18 protein-coding genes are annotated in these 18,619 nt (G+C 64.5%); 6 read left to right on the forward strand and 12 right to left on the reverse strand.

From position 1 onward, the window contains the following. Positions 1–397 precede the first annotated feature (397 nt). The 3 genes from ACZ6YG_RS30530 to ACZ6YG_RS30540 form a co-directional block, all read right to left on the reverse strand. Positions 398–793 (reverse strand): hypothetical protein, encoded by a 396-nt coding sequence (locus ACZ6YG_RS30530; RefSeq protein WP_271277228.1) that lies wholly within the window; start codon positions 791–793, stop codon positions 398–400. Between the two features lie 219 nt (positions 794–1,012). Beyond that, positions 1,013–4,129 (reverse strand): DEAD/DEAH box helicase, encoded by a 3,117-nt coding sequence (locus ACZ6YG_RS30535; protein WP_466019919.1) that lies wholly within the window; start codon positions 4,127–4,129, stop codon positions 1,013–1,015. After that, on the reverse strand, positions 4,126–4,965 hold the full coding sequence (locus tag ACZ6YG_RS30540) for a Hachiman antiphage defense system protein HamA (RefSeq protein WP_271277226.1): 840 nt from the start codon (positions 4,963–4,965) through the stop codon (positions 4,126–4,128). The genes ACZ6YG_RS30535 and ACZ6YG_RS30540 overlap by 4 nt, the downstream gene beginning before the upstream one ends. A gap of 894 nt (positions 4,966–5,859) precedes the next feature. Between ACZ6YG_RS30540 and ACZ6YG_RS30545 the strand changes: the two genes are divergently transcribed. Next, on the forward strand, positions 5,860–6,369 hold the full coding sequence (locus ACZ6YG_RS30545; protein ID WP_271277709.1) for a hypothetical protein: 510 nt from the start codon (positions 5,860–5,862) through the stop codon (positions 6,367–6,369). A 701-nt stretch (positions 6,370–7,070) separates the two neighbouring features. On the opposite strand, the gene ACZ6YG_RS30550 is transcribed toward ACZ6YG_RS30545, so the two are convergent. From ACZ6YG_RS30550 to ACZ6YG_RS30565, 4 genes are all read right to left on the reverse strand, one after another. After that, a complete protein-coding gene (locus ACZ6YG_RS30550; protein ID WP_397199533.1) occupies positions 7,071–7,412 on the reverse strand; it encodes a DUF1540 domain-containing protein in 342 nt (113 codons plus the stop codon). 278 nt (positions 7,413–7,690) lie between these two features. Then, positions 7,691–8,794: a cobalamin B12-binding domain-containing protein gene (locus ACZ6YG_RS30555; RefSeq protein WP_466019920.1), complete on the reverse strand. Its 1,104-nt coding sequence runs from the start codon at positions 8,792–8,794 to the stop codon at positions 7,691–7,693. After that, entirely contained in the window at positions 8,791–10,353 is a 1,563-nt protein-coding gene (locus ACZ6YG_RS30560; RefSeq protein WP_466019921.1) for a PP2C family protein-serine/threonine phosphatase, read from the reverse strand. The genes ACZ6YG_RS30555 and ACZ6YG_RS30560 overlap by 4 nt, the downstream gene beginning before the upstream one ends. A 141-nt stretch (positions 10,354–10,494) precedes the next feature. Next, positions 10,495–10,821, reverse strand: coding sequence for a winged helix-turn-helix transcriptional regulator (locus ACZ6YG_RS30565; RefSeq protein ID WP_148036503.1), 327 nt, complete (start codon positions 10,819–10,821; stop codon positions 10,495–10,497). 111 nt (positions 10,822–10,932) lie between these two features. Between ACZ6YG_RS30565 and ACZ6YG_RS30570 the strand changes: the two genes are divergently transcribed. Next, positions 10,933–11,787, forward strand: coding sequence for an MBL fold metallo-hydrolase (locus ACZ6YG_RS30570; protein ID WP_466019922.1), 855 nt, complete (start codon positions 10,933–10,935; stop codon positions 11,785–11,787). Then, the gene (locus ACZ6YG_RS30575) at positions 11,784–12,428 is read left to right on the forward strand and encodes an NADPH-dependent F420 reductase (protein WP_271277704.1); all 645 of its coding nucleotides are present in this window, start codon (positions 11,784–11,786) and stop codon (positions 12,426–12,428) included. Before ACZ6YG_RS30570 ends, ACZ6YG_RS30575 begins: the two co-directional genes overlap by 4 nt. Before the next feature lie 57 nt (positions 12,429–12,485). On the opposite strand, the gene ACZ6YG_RS30580 is transcribed toward ACZ6YG_RS30575, so the two are convergent. From ACZ6YG_RS30580 to ACZ6YG_RS30590, 3 genes are all read right to left on the reverse strand, one after another. Beyond that, positions 12,486–13,409 carry a slipin family protein gene (locus ACZ6YG_RS30580; RefSeq protein ID WP_466019923.1) on the reverse strand — a complete coding sequence of 308 codons (924 nt, stop codon included), beginning with the start codon at positions 13,407–13,409 and terminating at the stop codon, positions 12,486–12,488. Between the two features lie 72 nt (positions 13,410–13,481). Continuing rightward, complete coding sequence (locus ACZ6YG_RS30585) at positions 13,482–13,982, reverse strand: hypothetical protein (RefSeq protein WP_148036507.1); 501 nt, start codon at positions 13,980–13,982, stop codon at positions 13,482–13,484. A 164-nt stretch (positions 13,983–14,146) separates the two neighbouring features. Beyond that, positions 14,147–14,515: a nuclear transport factor 2 family protein gene (locus ACZ6YG_RS30590; RefSeq protein ID WP_271277701.1), complete on the reverse strand. Its 369-nt coding sequence runs from the start codon at positions 14,513–14,515 to the stop codon at positions 14,147–14,149. A gap of 331 nt (positions 14,516–14,846) precedes the next feature. Between ACZ6YG_RS30590 and ACZ6YG_RS30595 the strand changes: the two genes are divergently transcribed. Next, the gene (locus tag ACZ6YG_RS30595; protein ID WP_466019924.1) at positions 14,847–15,167 is read left to right on the forward strand and encodes a GYD domain-containing protein; all 321 of its coding nucleotides are present in this window, start codon (positions 14,847–14,849) and stop codon (positions 15,165–15,167) included. Positions 15,168–15,356: 189 nt separating this feature from the next. On the opposite strand, the gene ACZ6YG_RS30600 is transcribed toward ACZ6YG_RS30595, so the two are convergent. Next, positions 15,357–15,815: a hypothetical protein gene (locus tag ACZ6YG_RS30600; RefSeq protein WP_148036510.1), complete on the reverse strand. Its 459-nt coding sequence runs from the start codon at positions 15,813–15,815 to the stop codon at positions 15,357–15,359. Between the two features lie 288 nt (positions 15,816–16,103). Here ACZ6YG_RS30600 and ACZ6YG_RS30605 point away from each other — a divergent pair, with 288 nt between their 5' ends. Continuing rightward, positions 16,104–16,421 carry a hypothetical protein gene (locus ACZ6YG_RS30605; RefSeq protein WP_397199540.1) on the forward strand — a complete coding sequence of 106 codons (318 nt, stop codon included), beginning with the start codon at positions 16,104–16,106 and terminating at the stop codon, positions 16,419–16,421. Positions 16,422–16,529: 108 nt separating this feature from the next. Beyond that, a complete protein-coding gene (locus tag ACZ6YG_RS30610) occupies positions 16,530–17,156 on the forward strand; it encodes a glyoxalase (RefSeq protein WP_466019925.1) in 627 nt (208 codons plus the stop codon). Positions 17,157–17,173: 17 nt separating this feature from the next. Here the strand turns inward: ACZ6YG_RS30610 and ACZ6YG_RS30615 are convergent, their stop codons facing one another. Further along, entirely contained in the window at positions 17,174–18,526 is a 1,353-nt protein-coding gene (locus tag ACZ6YG_RS30615; protein WP_466019926.1) for an MFS transporter, read from the reverse strand. Positions 18,527–18,619: the final 93 nt, after the last annotated feature.

The raw sequence follows: 18,619 nt of genomic DNA on the forward strand, positions 1-18,619 counted from the left end.
AGCGACGCTGGGCGGGGTGCGGGGAGCTGGATCGACCTGACATGGACTCCATCCTTTCCAACCGATGGAGTCTCCATCAATCCCGGCGCAGTTCACTGGCTGGCTCACCGCCCTGCTGGGATGCGTCCACTACGACCTAGGGGAGAGGGAAGAGGCCGAAACCGCCCGGCGTACCGCCTTCGAAATGGGCCGCCAAGTAGGGCACGGGGAACTCATGGGATGGGCACACGAGATGTCAGCGTGGTTCGCCCTCGTCGAAGGCCGCTACGAAGACGTCGTGACGGCCGCCCGCATGGGCCAGTCCGTAGCCGGCACAAGCAGTGCTATGGTCCAACTCAACCTGCAAGAGGCGCGCGGCCTGGCCCGTATCGGCGACCGCCGTGAGGCCGACCGTGCCCTAACCCGCGGAGCCGACGTGCTCGGCAGCCTTCCAATGCCAGAACACCCAGACCACCACTTCGTGTTTGACCACTCCAAGTGGGTGTTCTATGCCGCCACCTGCTACACCTGGCTCGCCGACGACGACCGCGCCGAAGAACACGCCCGCGAAACTATCCAGATGCACACCCGCCCGGACGGTACGTCCAACGCGCCCATGCGAGTAGCCGACGCACACATAGATCTCGGCATCGTTCACGCCCGGCGCGGCGACCTCGACGCAGCCGTAGACCACGGTATGGCCGCTTTCGACATCGACCGTAGATCCCTCACCGATTTGGTCAACCGCGCTGGCGACCTCGACCGTGTACTTCGGCAGCGCTACCGTCGAGAAGCGCTCGCCGTAGAATTCCACGAGCGGTTTGTAGCTGCGCGGAGTGCTCTAGCGAACCGTCGACCAGACCTGCTCGATTAGGTACGAGATATCGAAGACTGCACCACCTGTGCTCGCCGCGCGATCTTACAGTCATCTCAGTAAACCGTATAGATTCTGCAGCAGTTTACATGTGACACGTGCTTCCGGTGGTTCGTTGGCCATTTAAGATGAGCCAATAGTAAAGAAAGCAGTAACGTGTCATACACCAACGCCAGACAGCTGGGACCAGATTGCCTTGCAGTCAGCGCCGGTTACCACACTATCTGACCCTAGAGCGGCATCCCAATCGCTCGCTTCACGCTGTGATACCCAACTACGCAATTGCTCGAAGGTTCCAGATGCCGGAATATCGCGCAGCTCCTCAGTCAATCCCTGTGCAGCAGCTCGAGGAACTCCCACCATACGAAGAGTAGCCGCCTCCCGAGTGGGCACACCGTAGAAGATCAAGGAAGGAATGTGGGCGACATCTCCAACATCACTCGCGCCGCCGAGGGACAACTTTTGCAGCGCGCCCAAGCCCCATGGAATTTGGCTAATCAAACGCGAATATAGATAATGTCCGGCTTCCCTACGTCGCTTCGTAGCATCCGAGACGTGCGTAAACCATTTATCTGCTATATCGACTACAGTTGCGCCGGAAACCCAATCGCGCACAATACCCGCTACTCTGCGAGGATCAAAGACGCCACTGTCTCCCTCTCCCAGAGAAAGCTCCGGAACATCTCCCAACACTGATATCACGGAGGTGAGCGACGATGGATCCGATGCGAATAGGTTGCGAGTAGTCCAAAATTCTGCGTCTCGGAACTCGGGATGTTCGTTTTGCTGTTTAGCATAAAGGTAGTCAACCGAGTAAAGGCTGAATCCGGTACCGTCGGCAAGGGATAGATAACCAGGTTGGCGGCCCTGCAATTGCTCGACGAATCGACGCGTAAGTCGCACTAGGCGTTCGGCGGCAGTGCTATTCGCTTCGCGAGCTTGATGATAAACAAGACTGGAGCGCAACATATCCTCAAGCTCGGCCGCAGAGGAATCAATGCCTGCCACTCTTATCGCATGAGTGAGATACTGAAGAAAAACGGCGAGCTCGCGATTGTTCCGGACGAAGCCCATATTGAGCTCGGAAGCTACTGACGACATATCGCCGAGGGCTGAAAGGAGAACGCTCGCTAGCTCTGCCGCTTCCCCGCGCAGAAACTTTCGAGCATCATCGATCCCCTTATTATCGGCGGCAGGAAATAGAACGAGGCCTAGCCGATCCCTCAGAGCGCGTCCAGCGCGGCCTGCAATGTTCCAAAACTCCGAGTAAGACATCGGCGTCCAGCCGACAGGTCTGCCCTGGTATTTCGAAATTGTTTCTACGATTACACTTCCGATTGGGAAATTAACGCCCTGTGCAAGTGTGCTGGTCCCGCACACTACACGGACATCTTCTCTGTCGATAAGAAGTTCAATGAGGTACCGGAGATCGTGTGATAGACCGGCATGGTGATATGCCACGCCTTTCTGAATCAGCCGTGCTAGTTCATGTTGTGATCCCAACTCACTCTGCACATAGCGAACAACAGATTCGGCGAACTCCGAAAGTGGGCGCTCGGGCATGTAGTCGGCAATCTCAGCAGCACGTGTTTCTGATGTGCTTCGGCCGCGGGCGAGAACCAGAACACCGCCGCGACGAGCAAGCCGCAACGCCGTAGAAACAGTAATCGCTGCCTTCGACTTGCTTTGATGAACTCCAGCAGGTCCCAAATCCAATTCGATCTCTTCGGTAAGATCTACATTTCCTGCGCTCGGAAGTGTTTGTAGTACTAGCCGGCTAGGTTTGCCTCTGGGCTTCTTCCAGATACTTGCTGCGGCTATCCGCTCACTTGGGCGCCACGCAACCCGGATTGTTCCATCGGCATCGTCACCTAGCCATGATGCCAGCATGGCTCCATTTGGTACGAAGGGGGTCAGAAGAAGGAATCTCGCGTCAGCACGCTCCCTCTTTAGAGTACTAAGCAACAATTCGAGGCGTGCACCACGTGGACCATCGGCAATATTGTGCGCCTCATCTACAACTACAAGAGCCAGGCCCCTCGCTACGGGATGATCGGATCTGATCAGTAGATCGAGCTTTTCTGGGGTTACCACAAGTACGTCTATATCGCGTCGTAGCAACCTATCCTCGGTAGGATCAAGCTCAAAAACGGGAACTGCTGCTTCAACGGAATACCCGAGCGCCGATATGTCAGAACGCAGCCGAATTACTATCTGATTGATTAGAGCTCGAGTTGGGACAACGTACGCGACTCGGCTGCCTGGGTTTAGTGCAAGGGCTTGAACGATCGAAAACTCTGCGATAAGGGTCTTGCCGGCTGACGTAGGCATCTCGACGACAATTGCTCGCTTTGCCGGATCTAGCAGGCTCGATCCAAGAGCAGTTCGTTGGCTCGGCCACAACTCCAATAGAGGAGCGTTTCGCGCCGTATCTGTTAGCGCATTTACGAAGTCTCGAATTCGCGCACCGAGCCTTCGTGTATTGAACCAGACACTACTTCGAACGAGTTGGCGCGCTCCAGCGGTGAGTAGATCCGCGAAGTGCGAAACCTCTGGCTCCGGTTGAAGATCCAGAATCTCAGTGATATTAGAGATATGGCGATCAATCTGCAGGAGGGCGTCAGCTGGTTCGCCATTGATGGTGTATCTTGCGGAAAGATCGACAATCTTCGCAAGGTTGAATCGTGTAATCAAAAGACCAGATACATTCTGGTCATTTCTAGCTCTCTGCAGCATCGCATCGCGCTTCTCTCGCTGGAGATGACGCAATGCCTCGATTTCGCTGACGGCAGCTTGCACATCCGCCCAGCCACCATCTTTTCTGCACAACAAAATAAAGCTATGTGCCACCCTCAATAGGAGCTCATCCAGCCAGTCTGACGAGAGTCTTGTAAAGTCCAGATCGTAGAGCTGTTGATCATCTTGGAGCAGCATTCTTAGCTCTGCTCTACGGCCGGCAAGAAGAGCGTCGACTGAGAGGTAGAAATAGTGAAGAACTCGCTTCCGTTCGTCTATTTGCGACAAATCGTCGAGTCTCCGGCACAGGAAAGCGCCGTCGAAAAGACTCGCACGGGCCTCTTCGCTGTCGTCCACCTCTAGAGCTAGACGCTCAATTGCCGCAGCCAACGAAGATAAATCGGCTTCTTGCGAATCGAGCATCTGTGGCTGGTCTAGCAATTCTTGGAGGGCATCCTGAAAGTACTTTGTTCTGGAAGACTCGATGACTGCGTCGAGCTGCAATTCTGCAAGCATCTCGCGAATCTGCGCGACATTCATCCCGCCTCCCTAGCTCTAGTGTATACCAGGTTGGCAAATTCCTCAATAGGAATGGAAATCTTTGCAATGCAGAACTTTATGGCAGCTGGTGCTAGTTCCCGCGGATTGGTCCTAAAAGTGCCGAAATCGGTTTCTTTCCCGGTTTCTTTAGTTCGCATCAAAACCGGCAGGACAATTAGGGGAAGTTTGTGGCAGCCCCATAGCAGTATCGCTTTTGCGACCATAGGCTTGTCTTGGTCGTCCGCATGCTTGATTGCCCAATTAAGTTCTTGCAAGATACGAGTGTGGTCGCTGATGATTTTTTTCAGCTGATTCTTGAGGCAGTCGTCCCCTTGCTCTACCACTGCTGGCGGCGAAGAAGCAGCATTGGAGGCTTTCACCTCACTACAGACAAGGCTGAGTTCCTGCTTGTCTGATCTGGCAAGTGCCAAAAGGTCCATCCCACGTGTGGGCTGTCCTGGGATCTCCTTGTTGCGTATCCGGCTTGCCACGACTGAACTCCCGTGGATCCGCTCGACGACTAGATGGGCCAGCACTTCGGCTGTCTCGTTGCGAGCCATGTCGAGATGTGGCCTAGTCGGATTCTGCCTAGCCCGTGGGATGGATGCCTCTGCTACCTCGTTCACGAGAGCCTCAATGTCTCGTAGATCGACTATGTCGTCGAGGCCGACCATCGCGCCGGTGAGAGTGTCGCGGAGCTTGTCTGGTTCGACATAGAACTGACGGACCGTCTCCGCGAAGAGGTCCAGGGCCACATCGGCGTCGACGTCAAATATGGAGTAGTGGTGGTTTCCCTCCCATACCTCATAGGCAAGGGAAAATCCGGGTAGGGCCACCGCGCCTCCACGCAAACAAGCAAGGGGTCGCGGTGATCGTACAGTTCTTGATTCATAGAAGTAAATGCGTTAGTTCCGGCATGTAGATGTATAACCTATTATGGAATGCCTAAAAAGGCGAATAAGGGACAGCTTGACCCCTGTGGAGCAGCGTCAACATCACCTCGCATGTTCGAATCTGGCATTGGAATTGCGGGGAGAATATGTGAAGGTACTCTAGTAGTAGAACGTATGTTTCTATCGATTGCCGGTCTATAGGGCATGGGTCAACGTGCCCGATTCGTTATGATCAAGGTCTCTCGTCGGGATCGGATAGCGATCCCTCGTGTGTTGCGCGGCGCTTCTGATCAGCGGCGGGACTGGCTGAGCCCCTGTGCAGTCCCGAGGGATAGTTGAGCCCCTGCCTGGTCCCCGGTCTGCCGAATTGTTCTCATGGGTATCAAGGCGGCGGCGCGGCGCGCCGCCGCGCCCCGGCCCTGCGCCCGCCCGCCGTCCGGGCGTGCGGCCTGGGGGCCGGTCCCGGCCGGCGCGGGACTCCGGGCCGCCCGCCGCACACCTGCCGCGCCGCACGGACCGAACCGTCAGCGCGGGGTTGCCGCGCCGCCGCACAGGTACATCCCTGACGATCGCCACAGCGTGGCTGGCCATGGCGCGTGGCTGGGGGCGATCGACGATCCAGGGTTCGTTCCTCACCCTGGCTCACCGAGGAGCGTGGCGGATCGCCGCGTGTGGTGCGGGAGCGGCATCCCGCTTGTGGCCTCCAACGCCGCACCCGTCGAGGAGCCGGCTGAGCCGTACGGTTGCCTGTCTGTCATGTCCCACTATCGAGCAGATCGTTCCCCGCTCGTGAGGGCGCGCTCTATTGGTCGGTGGTGGGCTCTACGCTCAACACTCGTGAGCCCCAATGTGGAGACCGTCCGGCTGGAAGTAGACGTCGAGGATTGCAGCGCTGTCTTACTGATGGACTGGGACGGAGACGACGCGGGCGATGTTGTGTGGTCTGTCGCGCTCGTCACGGTGTGGAAGGCCATGGCTGAGCTGTCGATCGTGTATCAGCACGGCGACGGCATTCCCTTCACGGTGACCATTGCCGATCAGGATCCGGGCGCTGATCTCGACGGGTACGAGGAGATCGTGGAGATCGACTTCATGTCGGCGACCGGCGAAGTCTCCCTGGTCGGATGGTGCATGGATTGGGACGATACGGCGATGCGCCGCCTTCCCCTGCTGCCAGCTGGTCCGGGCATCTACCGGCTGCGCTACCACGTACGCAGCACGCTCGGGGAGCGGCCGGATTTCGATGACAACCAGCACTACCTGCAGATGTGGCCCGCACAGCCGTCCCCGCCGGTCGTCGTCAAGCAGGGGGAGTGGATCGCTCATTTGAACGATGCCGCCACCTGAGGCTCGTGGCCGGGCGCCTGTGCAATATACGTGTAATGATCAAGAGCATGAGGGTGTACCTCGGAGGCTCCGCCGCAGGTAGAAGGACGTGCATGATTCGCAACGGTCACGAGCTGTAAAACCGTCGGCTCAGTCCACGCAAGTTCGAACCTTGCACCTGCCACAGCGGGAAAAGGCCCCTGACCAGGATGTACGCCGGGTCGGGGGCCTCTCTCATGCCTGCCCGCATCTCTCTGCGATTCCCCGTGATTCACTGTGGTTCGGGGCACGGGTAGGGCGCGTGATCAAGATGCCCGGCAGGTTCGACGGCGGACGGGATGATCAGTCGGGCGAGATGCGCGCGTCGCGCGAAAACGCCAGGTGCCGGCTGGCCACCGAGTCGTCACGTACGACGTTCTGGATCGGATTAAGAATCACGGGTATTCGACAGGCATCCGCTCAGCTCAGCGTTTCCCCTGCTCAGGCGCCGTGATCGTGTAAGAGTTCCCAAGCTGATAGCGCGAGTTCGATTCCCGTCACCCGCTCGGGGAGCCCTGCTCGTTGACCTCCGGTCAACTTCACAGGCCTTTGTGCTGGTCGGGAGTACGACCCCCGAGCCCCTCGCGTGCTCCATCCGGTTGGATCGAGCGATCGTGTGCACGACGAGGTGTTCGACATCGCGGTTCGCTCACCCGGCGATTCGTTTCTGCCGTGCCGCGGCCTCAGGCGGGCGAATAGGTGAGACAGTCCGCGGTGTTCTCCACATAGCCGACCGTGATGTTGGGAGCCTGGCACTCGAACTGGACGTTGTGCCGGCAGTCGGACATCTTGCATGCGCCGACGTGGCCCACGGTGGTGGGATCGCCGCCCTTGGCGGAAGTGCGGAAGAAGGTGTCGCAATGGGCATGGCGGATATCACCTACGGTGATGGCCAGTGCATGACACCTGCGGTCGGTGTTGTAGGCGCACGCATCCACATCGCATTCGTTCACTACAGGCATCTGCATCGGGATCCTCCGGGACGTTGAAGTGGCGCCGGTGAGCGGCTTGTCGGAACCGCTCACAGATGCTGCCCCAGCTCCGGTGAGCCCACTCTGAGTCGTCATGAAGCAGGGTGAAGTTTTGCCGTTTGCGATGGCTTCGCGGCCTTTTCTAGCGTTTCTGGGGTACGCAGCCAGGTGTCATCGAAGGCGACCGTATGCCGCGGCCCATCACCGTACGTGCAAAGGATCTTGGTGGCTGGGTGTGCTTCGGGCCACCCAAGGAAACGCGCACGGTACAGCCGGGAAGTACAGCAGCCGACCTGCGCCATGTCTCCTTCCCCACCCTCAGTACCTGTTTGTTACCTCTGTCCATCTTCGCGGGGAGGGATTTCACCTTCTAGAGACTCGCGCGCCTGCTGAGAGCCCGCCGTCGCCTGGCGGCCCCGGGCCAGGGTGTCGAGGGCGTGCGGGAGGCCCGTGAGGCGGGCGCCCAGGGCGTCAAGTACGGCGGTCAGTGCGTCCGGCGGCGCGTCGCGCTGGGTGAGCGTCCATGCCAGCCACCTCGTGTAGGAGACGAACAGCTCGGGATCGTTCACGTACACGGCGGTGCCCAGGAAATCGACGGTGAACGCCACGTCCTCCGCGGTGAGGACGGGCGGTTCCGCAGGCCGGGGCCCGGTCTCGGGGACGCAGCGGCTCAGCTCTTCCAGGGCGCCTCTGACCAGGTCTGGCTTGCGGTCGGTGAACAGGGCGTACTCATGGGAGGCGAGATGCGGTCGCCGCTCGGCGCTCAGGCCGGGCGCGTGCCTCCGGGGCAGCGGCCCGGCGTCGAGCAGGTCAGCGGCGGCACGGGCGTCGGGCGTCCAGGCGTCGGCTCCTAGCAGGCGGGCGTAACGGCCGTCGGGGCCGAAGGCGGCGCCGCCCACGAGCACGGGCGTGCCGGCCGCCTGGCACGCGCTGATCGCGGAGTGCGCAGCGGGCAGGCGGGTGGCGATCGAGCTGGAAAGCGCGACCATGTCCGGGGCCGTCCTGTGCAGGTGCACGATCAGGTGCCGGGTCGGCACATGGGCTCCCAGGTAGTCGACCATCCAGCCGCGCAGCCGCAGCACCTCGGTCAGCAACCGGGCGGGGAAGGTGTGCCACTCGCCCTCGACGCACGCCACGCAGAGCCGCCACTTGAGCGGCGCGGAACCGTGGTCCGTCGTGTCGATCGTGTTGGCGAGGACGGCGAGCACGCCCTCGTTGACGGCGGTCGCCATGTGCTCCTGGGCGACGGTGAGGCGGTTGGCCGCCCACTCCTCGCCGATGCGTGCCTGCGCGACGGCGACGACGTCGAGGAGGAGGCGCTCCAAGGAGACACCGGCGTCGTGCGCGTCCTGCGCCACCTTTACCGCGGCGTACTCGTCGCCGGCCGTCGCCGCCGCCCGCAGCGCCTCGACGTACTGCTCCATGTCGTCCTTCACGGCTCCGGTCCTCCGGTCGCCGCAGGGGGTGCCTCACCTGGGGCGCCGATGGCGACGATCGCTATGTCGTCGTGCTCACGGTCGCCCGCCCATTGCAACGCGAGCATCTGCACGTGTTCCGCCAGGGTGTCCGTCGGCACGCCGACGCTCCGCCGCAGTTCCTCGCGCAACCGTTCGTCGCCGAACCACTCGTCGCCGAGCGGCCCCCCTCTGGCTTCGATGACGCCGTCGCTATAGAGCAGGCACTTCTCCCCGGGCTGCAGGAGCACCGTCTCGGTGGAGCTGGTGACCTCGTCCAGGAGACCGATCGCCGTGCCGTGGGCTGTGGTGACGTCCACCCGGCCGTCGTCGCGCACGATCATCGGCGGCGGATGTCCGGCGCTGGTCAGCCGCAAGGCGACTCGCGTGCCTCGGCGCTCGACGCCGGCCAGCACGAGCGTGACGTAGCGGAGACTCTCGCCGGCGAGCAGCACGTCGTTGAGCCGCTCCAGCACCTGCTGGTGGTCATCGGCCAGCGGCAGCAGGGCGCGCAACGTGTCACGGATCTTCCCGGTGAGGACAGCGGCCTCCAGCCCCTTGCCGGAGACGTCGCCCAGCACCACCAGGGAGTGCCGCCCCGAGCCGACGGCCGGGTACACGTCGTAGAAATCCCCGCCGATCCGCGAGCTGCCGCCTGCCGCCCGATAGCGGGCCGCCACTTCGATCCCGTCCAGCTGCGGTATCACCGGCGGCAGCAGGCCGGCCATCAGCAGTTCGGTGATGGCCACCTGGTCGGAGTACAGGCGGGCGATGGAGATCGCGGTGCCGGCCCGCGCGGCGAACAGCCGGGCGAACATCTCCTCGCGGGGGGAGAACCCGGCCGTATGGCGCAGCAGGACGAGCGCGCCTACGGGCATGCCGTGTCCGGGCAGCGAGATCACGGCCGCGGAACGGATCCCGCGCCGCCGGCCGGGGAGCACCCGGCCGGGCACCAGGGCGGGGTCGATCCAGCGGGCGGGCACCGGCGGGAACCCCTGCAACGCCTCGTTGAGCCCCGGGATCGTCCGCGGGTCGAGGTCCGCGCTTTCGCGTCCGGCCTCGCCCTCCGAAGTGCAGAAGGCGAGCTCGTACTGGCGGCTTCCCAGCGGCATGACGACCAGCGCGGACTCGGCGAGATGCCGCACCGCCAGCCGCGCGGTGGTCTCCAGGCAGCGGTCGAGGTTCAGGGTGGACAACAACTCGGTGGCGGCCTGCACCACGGACAAGACGGAGTCGCGCTCGGCCTGCAAGGTCTCCATGGCCTGCTGCTGTCCGGTGACGTCGATCAGCAACCAGGTGACGTGGCCGCCGTCGGCCCACACGGGATGGGCCTCGAACACTCGCTCACCGATCGGTCCGCGGACCGGCGCGCACGCCAGGCCCTCCCGGCCCGTCGTCAGTCGAGCCGAGAGCCCGCGTTGGGCTTCGGCGAGCCAGGCCGGCCCGTCGTGGAACAGTGACCGGGCGGCCTCGTTCGCCTGTTCGACGGCGCCTGAGACGCCGGTCACCACCAGTGGGTACGGCGAGTCCTCCCCGAGCATGCCGATCCTGCCTCGTGCGCGATCGCTGTCAAACCTCAACCGTACTGCCGGGATGTACATGGCTTTCTCGCCGGACAATTGATGTTGTGTCATTTTTCGCCGCAGGACGCGCCGCGTAGCCCGGGTCGTCTTCGCCGACTGTCAGGCGTGCTCGGCGGCCCAGGCGCAGATGGCCGCGAGGGGTTCCTGCAGGGACCTGCCGAGATCGGTGAGGGCGTACTCGACGTGCTGCGGAACGGTCTCCTTGTGGACGTCACGGGTGATGAGCCCGTCCGCCTCCATGCCGCGCAGCGTCTCGGTCAGCACCTTCTGCGTGATGCCGGGCAGGCGGTGGCGCAGGCGGGCAGGCCGCTGCGGGCCGTCCATCAGGGCGTAGATCAGCAGGATCCGCCACTTGGCCGCCAGCCGCTCCAACGCCTGGCGGGTGGCACAGGACTCCTCCAGCACGTCAGGGATCGTCAGGTCCACGGGCGCCTCCGGCGGGAGTGGTAAGGGCACTTCAAAGTGCCTTCTGGGAGACGGGCGTCCCAGCCCTTACGTTCGACAGCACCGCGAACCCAAGGAAGAGAGACGCCGCCGATGACGGACTTCCAGTGTCATGTCTACACCGCCGCGGAGCCAGGGATCTTCGCCAACAGCTACCTGCTGGAGACGGACGACGGCGTAGTGCTGATCGACGCGAACCTGCTGGTGGCCGACGCCGAGGCCCTGGCCGCCCGCCTCGCCGCGCTGCGCAAGCCGCTGCTGGCCGCCTTCGTGACCCATCCACACCCCGACCACTTCAACGGGCTGCCGTACGTCGTGCCCGAAACCGTCCCCGTGTACGCCACCGCGGCAGTCGCGAAGGAGATCGAGCAGAGCGCCGACGCCAAGCGGGAGCAATGGCGGCCCGTGTACGGCGACCAGTGGCCCGACCGCTATCGAGTGCCTGAGCGTCTGCTCGCCTCCGGCGACGGCGTCGACGTCGGTGGTCTGCGGGTGACCGTGCACGACATCGGCCCGGCCGAGAGCCACGCCGACTCGTACATCGTGGCCCGGAGCGGCGACCGGCGTGCCGCGTTCATCGGGGACCTGGCGTTCGGGTCGATGCACTCGTACCTGAGCGACGGCCACTCCGGGCACTGGCTGGCCGCCCTCGATCGGATCGCTCGCGACCTCCGCGGGGTGCAGCTGTTGCCCGGTCACGGGCCGTCCGGCGATGCTTCCATGCTGGACGCGCAACGCCGGTACCTGATGATGTACCGCGAGACGATCGAACGGCTCGCCCGCGGAGCTTCCAGCCTCACTGACGACGACAAGCATGAGCTCACGCGGACCATGACGCGTTTCTCCCCCGACGCGCGGCTGGACTGGCTGGTCGGGCTGGGCGCCGACGCCGTCGCCGCGGAGCTGGCCGCCGAGCACCGTGAACCGGCACCAGGGACGCAGCAGTGAAGATCGGGGTCCTGGGCACCGGAGACGTCGGCCGCCGGCTCGCCTCCAGGCTCTCCGGTCTCGGCCACGAGGTGACGCTCGGCTCCCGTACGGCGGACAATCCGGTCGCCGCCGCGTGGGCGCGCGAGCATCAAGGGCACCACGAGACCTTCGCCGGCGCGGCCACCCACGGCGAGCTCGTCGTCAACGCCACCGGAGGGCTCGTGGCACTCGCCGCCCTGAAGGCCGCGGGGACCGCCAACCTCGACGGCAAGATCGTGGTGGACGTGTCCAACCCGCTGGACTTCTCGCAGGGCTTCCCGCCCCGGCTGGTCGTGCCCGCGGCTGGAAGCGTCGCCGAACAACTGCAGCAAGCCTTCCCCCGCACCCGCATCGTCAAGACGCTCAACACGATGCACAACACACTGATGACTGATCCGGCGCAGGTCCCGGGACCGCACAACGTGTTCGTGTGCGGGGACGACCAGGCCGCCAGGGCGCAAGTCGCGGATCTGCTGAAGTCATTCGGCTGGGCCGATCGGCAGATCCTCGACCTCGGCGGCCTGGCTGCCGCCCGCTGCGTCGAGCCCCTCGTGCTGCTCTGGATATCCCTCAGCGGCACCCTGCGGACCTCGGACTTCAACTTCGCGATCCTCCGCTGACGGAGCGGACCCCTGCGCCGGCACACCGTCCCATCCGGTCCTGGAGAGGCTGATGGTCTATGGAGTACGCGAGGCGCCGTTCTTCATGGCCGATTCCGCGGCGGACCGGTCGAAGGAGAGCCCTGACGGGGCCAGTTCGGGCGTGGCGGAGTTCGTCACGGCCGGCTGCCTTTCGGGCTCCTCCTCTGAGGAACTGGCGGGCTGCTCCGTGGTCTCCGCGACCGGAGCGCTGTTCGCGGAGCGTTCGAAGAAGCGCAGGAGCTCCACGGGCACCGGCATGACCAGCGTGGAGGTCTTCTCGGCCGCCACTTCCACCATGGTCTGCAGCAGGCGCAGCTGGAGCGCGCCGGGGGCCTCGTTCATGATGGCCGAGGCGTCGGCGAGCCGCTGCGCGGCCTGGAACTCTCCGTCCGCGGTGATCACACGGGCCCTGCGCTCCCGCTCGGCCTCGGCCTGGCGGGCGATGGATCGCTTCATGCCCTCGGGAAGATGGACATCCTTGATCTCCACGCGGTCGATGTGGATGCCCCAGCCGAGCGCGGGGCTGTCGATCATCAGCGCCAAGCCCTTGTTCAGCTCCTCGCGGTTGGAGAGCAGGTCGTCCAGATCGCTCTTGCCGATGATCGAGCGCAGTGACGTCTGGGCTACCTGCTCGATCGCGAACAGGTAGTTCTGCACCGCGATGGCCGCCCGCATCGGCTCCTCGACCCGGAAGTACGCGACGGCGTCGACCTGGACGGAGACGTTGTCACGGGTGATGCCTTCCTGCGTGGGCACCGGCATCGTGACGATCTGGATATTCACCTTCTTCATCCGATCCACGACCGGGATGAGGAAGGTGAGCCCTGGCGGGCGGATCTCCTGCTGAGCCTTGCCGAAGCGGAAGACCACGCCTCGCTCGACTTGGTTGACGACTCGGACGCTGACCACCAGCCAGGCTACGAGGATGGCGATCAGCCCGATCACGATAGTGGTGATCATGGCATGCCCCTTCCAGCTCAAGGTTAGATCCGGGCATCCGCCCGCGTCGGTAAGGCAGGCGTCAAGACCTGGTCAGCGGCTTCGGCCGGGTGGACGGCGGGCGAGGTGCCGTTTGGAACCCGAGGTGGTCGGTCCGAGTGTGACGCCGGGCGGCAGCTGTGAGGGGCGTTTCCGGATCCTGGGAATCACGCCGACCTGGTACTCGTCCTCGTAGACGAGCTTGCCTGGATCGCTCGCCCGTACGAGGTCGCATCGCACGTCGTGCACCGACAGGAGGTCCCGCAGCGGCCTGAGACGGGTGAGCATCGCGCCCGTGGTGGCGTGTTTGAACCAGGTGATCGCGCCGATGGTGTTCCCGTCCGCGTAGAAAGGCGGCTCGGGCAGGTGCTCGCGGAACCAGTCGTCGATGTCGAAGTAGAGCTCTTCCTCCTCCGGCGTGAGCAAGTTCTTGCGTCGCAGGTGGTCGACGGCGACGAAGATGCCGACCTCGACCCCCAACCGGCCGACGTAGTCTGCCTGAAGCCGCAGGTATGGCGTCTCGTTGATCATCTGCCTGCTCCAGAGTCTGCTCACGCCCTCGACACCTGTCAGCATGACTCGTCCGCCTCTTTTCGAACACTCTCGACCGAGTTCGTCCAGCGCGGCGGGCACAGTATGGACGGCGCGTATGTCTGTGACGAAGCCGCCCTTGCTCGGGTGCGCCGGCGCCTGCGGCCCGTCTCCCAGTCCTGAGCGGTTCAGTCAGAACTCAGGGTCCCTTGGTGGAAGTAGAGCCGCCAGCCCGCGTCAGTCCAGCGCCACACCGAACTCCGGCGGGCACGCCGTCCGCCGTTGTCGGAGACATAGGTCAGGTGGACCACGCCAGGGGCAAGAAGCAGCCCTGTCATGTCACTCACTCGAATGGGCTCGTCGGATTCCCGAGTACTCCCAGCCAGGCTGGCGATGATCTCGGATCGGCTCCAGAGACGGCCGGACGCGCCGACCTCCTTGAACTCCGGATGCAGGAGTTCGGCCATGAGATTCGCCGACGATCTCACGGTCGGATCGAGAAGCCGGAGCTCTCCGGTCACAGCAGCTTCCACGGGATCCGTCCGCTGGTCGACCATGCCAAGGACCTTACGGGCAACGTCTCCGGCGGGGCACCCCGGCTCCTGGATGATCAGGTCAGCGAGGCGTGTGAGTGGCGGGCGTGATCACGGCATCGTCCCGTACGGGCGGACCCGCGGTGGATGCGGCCGCAAGGAGAACCACTACGGTCATTTGTCGCCTCATAAGCTAGGGATCTTCGCAGCTGCAGGCTTCGGCGGCGTAAGGCTGCGACAGGGGAAAACCAGTACAGAGGGTGGGATTACCGTCATCTGAAGCCGAGAACTTCGATCCCGTGACCGCGATGGCCGCCCCAGTGCAGGGTGGCGGCACGAGAAGAGGGACTCGACCATGCCCAAGTACCTGATTCAGGCGACCTACACCGCAGACGGCCTCAAAGGAGTGTTGCGAGACGGCGGCACCGGGCGTCGGCAGGCGGTGGAGCGCATGGCGGAAAGCGTCGGTGGCCGGGTCGAGCAGATGTACTTCGCGTTCGGCGAGACGGACACGTATGTGGTTCTCGACCTGCCGAACAATGCGGCTTCGGCCGCTGTGGGGCTCACGATATCGGCGACCGGGGCCGTACGGACGAAGACGACCGTCCTGCTGACGACGGAGGAGATCGACGACGCCACGCGGATGGAGGTGGCGTACCGGGCTCCTGGCACGTGACAGCCAGGTGACTGCGAGCGCCGCAGCGGTGGAAGGCCGGCTCGTCGACGATGACCATCCAGCCGTCAGGGCCTACGCTCGCGGCCACCGCGCGTCCGCGAACTCCGGATGATCACGCGGTGGCCGTCTCCACGCGACCCCAACGCCTCGAGATCAGTCACTGGAGTACTGGGTGGTCACCGGAGCGCGTCACGGGCACTTCGCGCGCATCTTGGGGCTCCAGCCGTTGCGGACGACGTACTTGCTTCCTGCGTAGTAGCTGACCTGGCCCTGCAGGCGGTAGGTGAAGACGGTTCCCCGCTTGCAGCCCTTGTACAACGTCTTCTTGCCGGCCCCGTACCAGGAGGCGCTGGAGATGTTCTGCCAGCCGTACCAGCGCTTGCGCTGAAGCATGATCTTGGTGCGCTGGTTGCGGGAGCAGCCTCTCGACCAGCCGGTCGCGGCCACGTGTCCCTTGCGCATCTCCGGACGGTACACACGCACCTCACGGCAGGACATCGCCGTCGAGCCGGTCGCCGCGGCGGCCGGGGTGACGGTGGTGGGGGAGGTCTGGGCGCTGGTCTGGACGGCGGCCTGCGCGGGGGCGCCCGCGGTCAGAGCCGCGGCGGCGACCGCCGCACCGAGGACCATCGTGTTGAGCGTTCGCATCGGGTTCTCCTTGGTGCTCGTCGTACTGGACACCGCGAAGGTAGCCAGGCCGATGTTGAGAATCTGTGGAGCGCCTGTTGAGCGAACGACCGGCCAGTACTTCAGTGACCCATCGTGATCATGGTGGGGATCTGCGCTGGTAGTGGTCATGTGGACGCGCGGATCGCCGAGCCGGCGCCTTTCGCCCGGCCTTGATCGGTGCTGCCGGGACGATTAGCATGATCGCCGTGCTGCAGGAGGCGGGGTCGAGACGATCGCGTCACGAGGGAGTTCCGGGGCCTACTGACGATGAGCGCGGAAGAGGATTTCCAGCAGGTCGGCGCGGAGCTGGCTGATCTGGGTGTGGGGATCTCCAGGATGATGGGGCGTCCCGCGCTCAAGGACCAGGCGGGGAAGGTGTTCGCGAGCCTGCAGCGTGACGGCGCGATGGTGTTCCGGCTGGTCAGGGACACTCCCGAGCACGCGGCCGCGCTCCAGTTGGCCGGGGCGTCCCTGTTCGATCCGACGGGGCAGGGCAGGGTGGTGAAGGACTGGGTGGTCGTGCCTCACTCCTCGGCCGATAAGTGGACCGATCTGGCCGAGGCCGCTCTCAGCCGTCCACGCTGACCTGCGAGCGTCGCGGCGCCGGTCCCCGCTGTGGGCCGGAGCCGGCATGACCAGACCGATCAGGATTCGAGAAGTGGGGATCACCGGGCCGCGTCTAGCGTGACTGCTATGGCTTCCATCGAATTCGTCACCCTAGAGGTTGCCGACCCCACGGCGGCCACCCGGTTCACCACCACTGTTCCCGGTTCGGACGCTTGGTTGCGTCTGCGGGCCTCGGAGGCGCCGACGACCGGCTTCCGCGGATTCACGCTGTCGCTCGTCGTGTCCCAGCCGGCCACCGTCAACGGTCTCATCGACGCCGCCGTCGACGCCGGTGCCACGGCGTTGAAGCCGGCCGCGAAGTCGCTGTGGGGGTATGGCGGTGTCGTCCAGGACCCGGGCGGGGCGATCTGGACGGTCGCCTCCTCGTCGAAGAAGGACACCGGCCCGGCCTCCCCGCAGATCGACGAGATCGTGCTCCAACTGGGAGTGGAAGACGTGGCCGCGAGCAAGAAGTTCTACGTCGACCGCGGTTTCTCCGTGGCGAAGAGCTACGGCCGCAAGTACGTCGAGCTCGCCACCCCGTCGAGTCCCGTCACACTGTCGCTCTACAAGAGGCGTGCCCTGGCGAAGGTCGCCGGCGTCGCTCCCGAGGGCACCGGATCGCACCGGCTCGCCATCGGCGGTGACACCGGGCCCTTCACCGACCCGGACGGCTTCGTCTGGGAGGCGGCTCCCGCTCGCCACGGAAAGTGACCAGAGACACGGGGTGGTCAGGAGTCGCGGGCGTCGTCGAGGACGCGGGCGGCCTCTCGCTCGTACGGGGCGCGGGCGGCCAGCACCACCAGGCCGCCCAGGATCATGGGCACGATCAGCGCGTACATGGCCATCAGGAGGGAGCCGGTGGCGTCGGAGGTCATGCCGATGATCAGCGGACCGAAGGCGACGCCGATCGTCAGGAGCAGCTGCAGGACGGCGAAGCCGACGCCGCGCGACCTGGCCGCCACCACGTCGGCGATGCAGGCCGTGCAGGTGGGGATGGCGGTGGCGGAGATCGTGACGGCCAGCAGGATGAGGGTCACCATGGCCACCGGCGAGTTCATCAGCAGGGCGACGCCGAGGAGAGCCGAGCCCACGGTGATGCCGGAGCCGCCGATGAGCAGCCGGCCGCCCTTGACGCGGCCGTGCACCCGCTTCCCGAAGTGGGTGCCGATCAGGGTGCCGGCCAGCACGCCCACGATGGTGACGCCGCCGCTGATGCTGCTGGCGACGCCGGTCTGCATGCCGAGGACGCGGACCATCAGGGAAGGCAGCCAGTAGTAGACGCCGCCGAGGCCGAGGGTGAGGATGCTCACGCCGACGGAGACGAGGACGAGGGTGCGGGTGGCCAGGACCTGGCGGAGCTGGGGCCAGAAGAGCAGTTTCGCCTCGGCTTCCTGCGGTGGCGCCGGGTCCTGCCGGGGTACGGACGCGGCGGCCATGATCTTGTCGATCTGGCCGCGTTCCGGCTCGCGCAGGCGCCAGACGAGGAGGGCGGTCAGCGCGCCGGGGATCGCCATCAGCACGAAGGCCGCCCGCCAGCCGAAGGCCTGCCCGATGACGCCGCCCAGCAGGGTGCCGACGCCGCCGAGGTAGGAGGTCATCCGGGTCCAGCCGTACACCTGCATGCGGGTCGCGGCGGGGTAGAAGTCGGCGAGCAGGCTGCTGACGGCGGGGTTGTCGATGTTCTCGGCGGCGGCGAGCAGGACCCGCATGAGGTAGAAGACGGCGAACCCGGCGGCCAGGCCGGTGCCGAGGGTGGCCAGAGCCCAGCAGAGCACCACGATCCCCAGGATCCTGGTGCGGTTGTAGCGGTCGGCGAGGTAGCCGGCGGGCAGGGCGACGAGGGTGGCGGCCAGCGCCGCGGCGGTGGGGATGGATCCCGCCGCGGTGTCGCTGAAGCCCCATTCGGCCTGGACCAGAGGCAGTACGCCGGACAGCAGGTTCGCTTCGATGCGATCGACCATGCCGACGACGAACAGGACGATGAACGGCCCCCACCCGAAGGGGTTGGGATCGGTCGGGCTGATGCCGCCGGGCGGCGGGGATCCGAGTCTGCGGCGTTCGCGGGCGACGGCCTTGACCATGACTTCTCCTCCGCGGCTCCGGGCGCCGAAAGCGCCAGAACACGGTTCTAAAACAGTGTTCTAGGAGGAGTGTCGTACATCACACTCTGTTTC

The organism is Nonomuraea sp. NPDC054003, from assembly GCF_055585125.1.

What these genes read in the sequence shown, in the direction of transcription:
- ACZ6YG_RS30535 (WP_466019919.1), bottom strand. Translation starts at nt 4,129, where the DNA reads ATGAATGTCGCGCAGATTCGCGAGATGCTTGCAGAATTGCAGCTCGAC.
- ACZ6YG_RS30560 (WP_466019921.1), bottom strand. Translation starts at nt 10,353, where the DNA reads ATGCTCGGGGAGGACTCGCCGTACCCACTGGTGGTGACCGGCGTCTCA.
- ACZ6YG_RS30570 (WP_466019922.1), top strand. Translation starts at nt 10,933, where the DNA reads ATGACGGACTTCCAGTGTCATGTCTACACCGCCGCGGAGCCAGGGATC.
- ACZ6YG_RS30580 (WP_466019923.1), bottom strand. Translation starts at nt 13,409, where the DNA reads ATGATCACCACTATCGTGATCGGGCTGATCGCCATCCTCGTAGCCTGG.
- ACZ6YG_RS30590 (WP_271277701.1), bottom strand. Translation starts at nt 14,515, where the DNA reads ATGGTCGACCAGCGGACGGATCCCGTGGAAGCTGCTGTGACCGGAGAG.
- ACZ6YG_RS30595 (WP_466019924.1), top strand. Translation starts at nt 14,847, where the DNA reads ATGCCCAAGTACCTGATTCAGGCGACCTACACCGCAGACGGCCTCAAA.
- ACZ6YG_RS30600 (WP_148036510.1), bottom strand. Translation starts at nt 15,815, where the DNA reads ATGCGAACGCTCAACACGATGGTCCTCGGTGCGGCGGTCGCCGCCGCG.
- ACZ6YG_RS30605 (WP_397199540.1), top strand. Translation starts at nt 16,104, where the DNA reads ATGAGCGCGGAAGAGGATTTCCAGCAGGTCGGCGCGGAGCTGGCTGAT.
- ACZ6YG_RS30610 (WP_466019925.1), top strand. Translation starts at nt 16,530, where the DNA reads ATGGCTTCCATCGAATTCGTCACCCTAGAGGTTGCCGACCCCACGGCG.
- ACZ6YG_RS30615 (WP_466019926.1), bottom strand. Translation starts at nt 18,526, where the DNA reads ATGGTCAAGGCCGTCGCCCGCGAACGCCGCAGACTCGGATCCCCGCCG.